The 3,305-nt window shown below is 39.7% G+C and carries 5 protein-coding genes; all 5 read left to right on the forward strand.

All coding sequences use genetic code 11. The features are described 5' to 3' along the window. Positions 1 to 110: 110 nt before the first annotated feature. The 5 genes from BLT77_RS19870 to BLT77_RS19890 all read left to right on the forward strand — a co-directional run bounded on the left by BLT77_RS19870 (position 111) and on the right by BLT77_RS19890 (position 3,121). Positions 111 to 350, forward strand: a complete 240-nt coding sequence (locus BLT77_RS19870; protein WP_090368589.1) for a hypothetical protein — start codon at positions 111 to 113, stop codon at positions 348 to 350. Between the two features lie 129 nt (positions 351 to 479). Further along, complete coding sequence (locus BLT77_RS20130) at positions 480 to 950, forward strand: hypothetical protein (protein ID WP_143026695.1); 471 nt, start codon at positions 480 to 482, stop codon at positions 948 to 950. Between the two features lie 550 nt (positions 951 to 1,500). Beyond that, a complete protein-coding gene (locus tag BLT77_RS19880) occupies positions 1,501 to 1,938 on the forward strand; it encodes a hypothetical protein (protein ID WP_090368595.1) in 438 nt (145 codons plus the stop codon). A gap of 105 nt (positions 1,939 to 2,043) precedes the next feature. Then, the gene (locus tag BLT77_RS19885; RefSeq protein ID WP_245710009.1) at positions 2,044 to 2,478 is read left to right on the forward strand and encodes a hypothetical protein; all 435 of its coding nucleotides are present in this window, start codon (positions 2,044 to 2,046) and stop codon (positions 2,476 to 2,478) included. 109 nt (positions 2,479 to 2,587) lie between these two features. Beyond that, positions 2,588 to 3,121, forward strand: coding sequence for a DUF4377 domain-containing protein (locus tag BLT77_RS19890; protein ID WP_090368598.1), 534 nt, complete (start codon positions 2,588 to 2,590; stop codon positions 3,119 to 3,121). Positions 3,122 to 3,305 lie beyond the last annotated feature (184 nt).

Genomic DNA, 3,305 nt, shown 5'->3' on the forward strand with positions numbered 1-3,305 from the left:
GATTGCGTGATTCAACAAACAGTGTGGCTCTGGTTTTACTAATCCACGATAAAACGCAGGAGGCCGACACTCGCACAGGGAATCATGATGTCTAGGAAGCCAGTAAAGTAATGGAGTTACATCTCATCTACACAGATTCAAATGTGGTTCTGTCTAAAAAGAAGTATGCCGATTGGGTTCAAATTCAAGAGGACTTTCCTGATTATAAAACATCATTAGGCCCATGGAATTTGGATGAAATGATCGACTTCCTTAACGAAGAATATGATAATCTTTTACCAAGTGCTTCTGCCCAAGTAAATGACTTATCAAGTAGTAGCGTTATTACAAAGGAACTGTCATGGTCTTGAGCTATGGCATTCCTAACAAGCTAATAAATAAGGACAAAAAACAGTTTGCTGTTTTCGTTCCTCAACATTTTAGCAAACAGTTTTTTGCCCATTATTAGGGCGTTAGCTCTCTAAAGTAAGGATTGGCTGTTGAGGAAAGTTTTATCTGTTTTAATTGTCACTTATATTGTTTATGGATGGCTTGGTAATTTTTGGGATAATTCAGAAGGATCAAATAAGCTAGCTAAATTTAGTAATCTTACTCTTGAAGATATTGTCTCAATTGAAGCGGTAAATTCCGAGTATATTAATGTGGCAAGTTTAGCATTAAATTCCACTCAATCAAAAGAACTATTAATTAATGCTATTACTAGTGCAGAGCAAACATCAATTGCTAAGAGACCACCCAAACACACCAAACTATATATCAGAATTAAAACAAAGAACGATACCATAGGTTTGAATCTTATGGTTCCACTTACCAAAAGTGGTGAAATGTATTTTGTTGTTGTAGATCGGGTTTATGATGGTGAAAGTTACACTCAGGATAGTTATGGTCGCTTTATAACTACTGGGCTTTATGAGTTTTTAGTTGAGGCAAAGTTAGTAAACGATAGCTAACAAGCAATTCAACAGGGATAAAAAACTTGCGGGCTATTCGCTTCGCTCAATTTTAGCCCACAATTTTTTACCCGTTAATCGGGCGTTAGGTGTTTTGAGAAATGCGATTAGTCCAGCTTAGTTGTCCGGCTGTGTCTCTATTAGCCGTCTTGTTTACTATGAAGCTTTTTTCAGGTTTGCCTAATGATGCTTCAGCGAGTCAAGCCGGTGCGGTCGGGATTCTGCTTCTGTTTGGGATATTGCCGATCATGGGAATATCGGCGCTAATGACGGTGGGTTCAACCATCTTATTGCTTTCGCCCGGTCAAAGGGTAATACACAGAATGGATTCGAAAGGGTGGTTAGCCGTTCTTGGGGTCAACGGGGTGTTATCTCTTATCTATATCGCTCTATCAATCTGGTTCGCAGTACTTTGGTACAGCAACACCTAACAAGGCACTGTAGGCGGATTTCAGCCAGCCCGGCTCTGCTCGTGCCTCGCAAAGATTAGCCGGGCAAGCTGCTCCCGCTAAGTGGAGCGTTAAGTAGCTCGGGAAGGTATGGTGAGGACGTGAAGTACGAAGACTTTTCTAAGAGCATTGATTGCAACTTTCCATACGATGATGTGAGGTTATGGAAGAAAATTATTCATCAATCCGCAGAGATTGGAGAAGGAGCTCCGTTTGTAGTGCTACATGAGATATGTCGCGTACCTTTATCAAAGAAACTAAGCAAACATAAGCAGCTAGAGATATACAATTATTGGAAAGCTAAGTTTGGCGGCCCAGTTCAGAAGATTATTGAACCAGCCTGTCTATCATTTATTGATAAGACAGAGATAAATGACTCCAAAGCTCTAGAAATGATGAGAGAGCTTATTGGATTTCCTGGTTCATACATTGCTCTTCAGTTGGTATTGTATTCGTGTCCGGATGACGATGATGTCGTTAGTGACGAGTACGATAAAATAGTTAAACAGTGGCAAAGGCTACTTAACAAGACACTGTAGGCGGATTTCAGCCAGCCCGGCTGTGCTCGTGCCTCGCGGATAGTAGCCGGGCAGTCTGCTCCCGCTAAGTGGGGCGTTATGTTTTCAGTGAGTAGGTCATAGTTTATGAGTAGTAGTCTAAAGAATAATGTACTAAAAGCTTTGGGCGTTATTTTTGCTGTCATAGCTAGCAATATAGTTATGAAGGCATTTAATAATGAACCGCATATGACAAACAGTGAGAAATTGATTCAGGTCTCGAGTGAAATAAACGCAAATTTACCGATGAATGTTGATTCTGAAACGGTTCTAATTTCAACGTCTGGTTTTAACGGTGCGTTTAAATATAACTATCAGCTTCCTAATTTTGAAGTGGAAAGTATGGATGTTAAGGAGTTTGTGGCTGACATGAAACTACCGTTAATTAATGCAGTTTGTACTACTGATGATTTGAAGGCCTTCAGGGATATGAAAATAGTCGTGTCTTATAGTTATTACGATTCAAACAAAAATCAAATCGCGGTAATTGAAGTTGACACTAAAGAATGTGTAAAAACATAACAAGGCACTATAGACGGATTTCAGCCAGCCCGGCTGCGCTCGTGCCTCGCGGAGTATAGCCGGGCAGCCTGCTACCGCTAAGCGGAGCGTTATAGCTAAAGGAAATATTATGCACACACGGATAGTTCTATTATTAATTACATCTTTTTTAATTATTTCATGCGATGATGATAATAATACTTCATCACTGGAAACCAAAACACTTGCATCCTACAAAAGACCTTGCGTTGGTGTAAGTCAACAACTCTGCTTTATAACGCAAGATGGTGATGTTGATAGTTACCTTTATGACTCCATTGAAGGTTTTGATTTTGTTTGGGGACATACCTACCAACTCTCTTTAAAAGTAACAAAGGTAATCGATCCTCCCGCTGATGCCTCAAGCATTAAATACTCTATTGAAAACATCATATCAGACATAGAAGATCCCTTTAACACTAGTTATGAATACGAGTTAGTAGAGTTATTAGATTGGACATTTACAAAAGAGTCAGGTGTTTATTATTTTTTAGGTCAGCCCTTTGAGTGCCAAACTGATGTAGACTGTGACGGTTTAGTTAATTTAAATAATAGTGGTGGTTTGGTTAATTTGACTTTTGAATATATAGGTAATGGTCAAATAACCTTAGTTCAGTGGAATTAGCTATAACAAGTCATTGAAGTAGAACAAAAAATAGTTGATTTTTGCTCGTGCCTCGCCATTGTAACCAACTATTTTTAGCCTCTTAATGAGGCGTTGATATGATTCCCCCTGTCAATAGGCACAGATCAGTCCATGCCGGGCCCCAAAAGGCCGGCGTGGACACCCTGATGAGCAACCTTTGGCA

This window comes from Ferrimonas sediminum (assembly GCF_900100175.1).
Lineage (GTDB): Bacteria > Pseudomonadota > Gammaproteobacteria > Enterobacterales > Shewanellaceae > Ferrimonas > Ferrimonas sediminum.

Coding starts and splice junctions, on each gene's coding strand:
- BLT77_RS19870 (WP_090368589.1), top strand. CDS start 111: ATGGAGTTACATCTCATCTACACAGATTCAAATGTGGTTCTGTCTAAA.
- BLT77_RS19885 (WP_245710009.1), top strand. CDS start 2,044: ATGAGTAGTAGTCTAAAGAATAATGTACTAAAAGCTTTGGGCGTTATT.
- BLT77_RS19890 (WP_090368598.1), top strand. CDS start 2,588: ATGCACACACGGATAGTTCTATTATTAATTACATCTTTTTTAATTATT.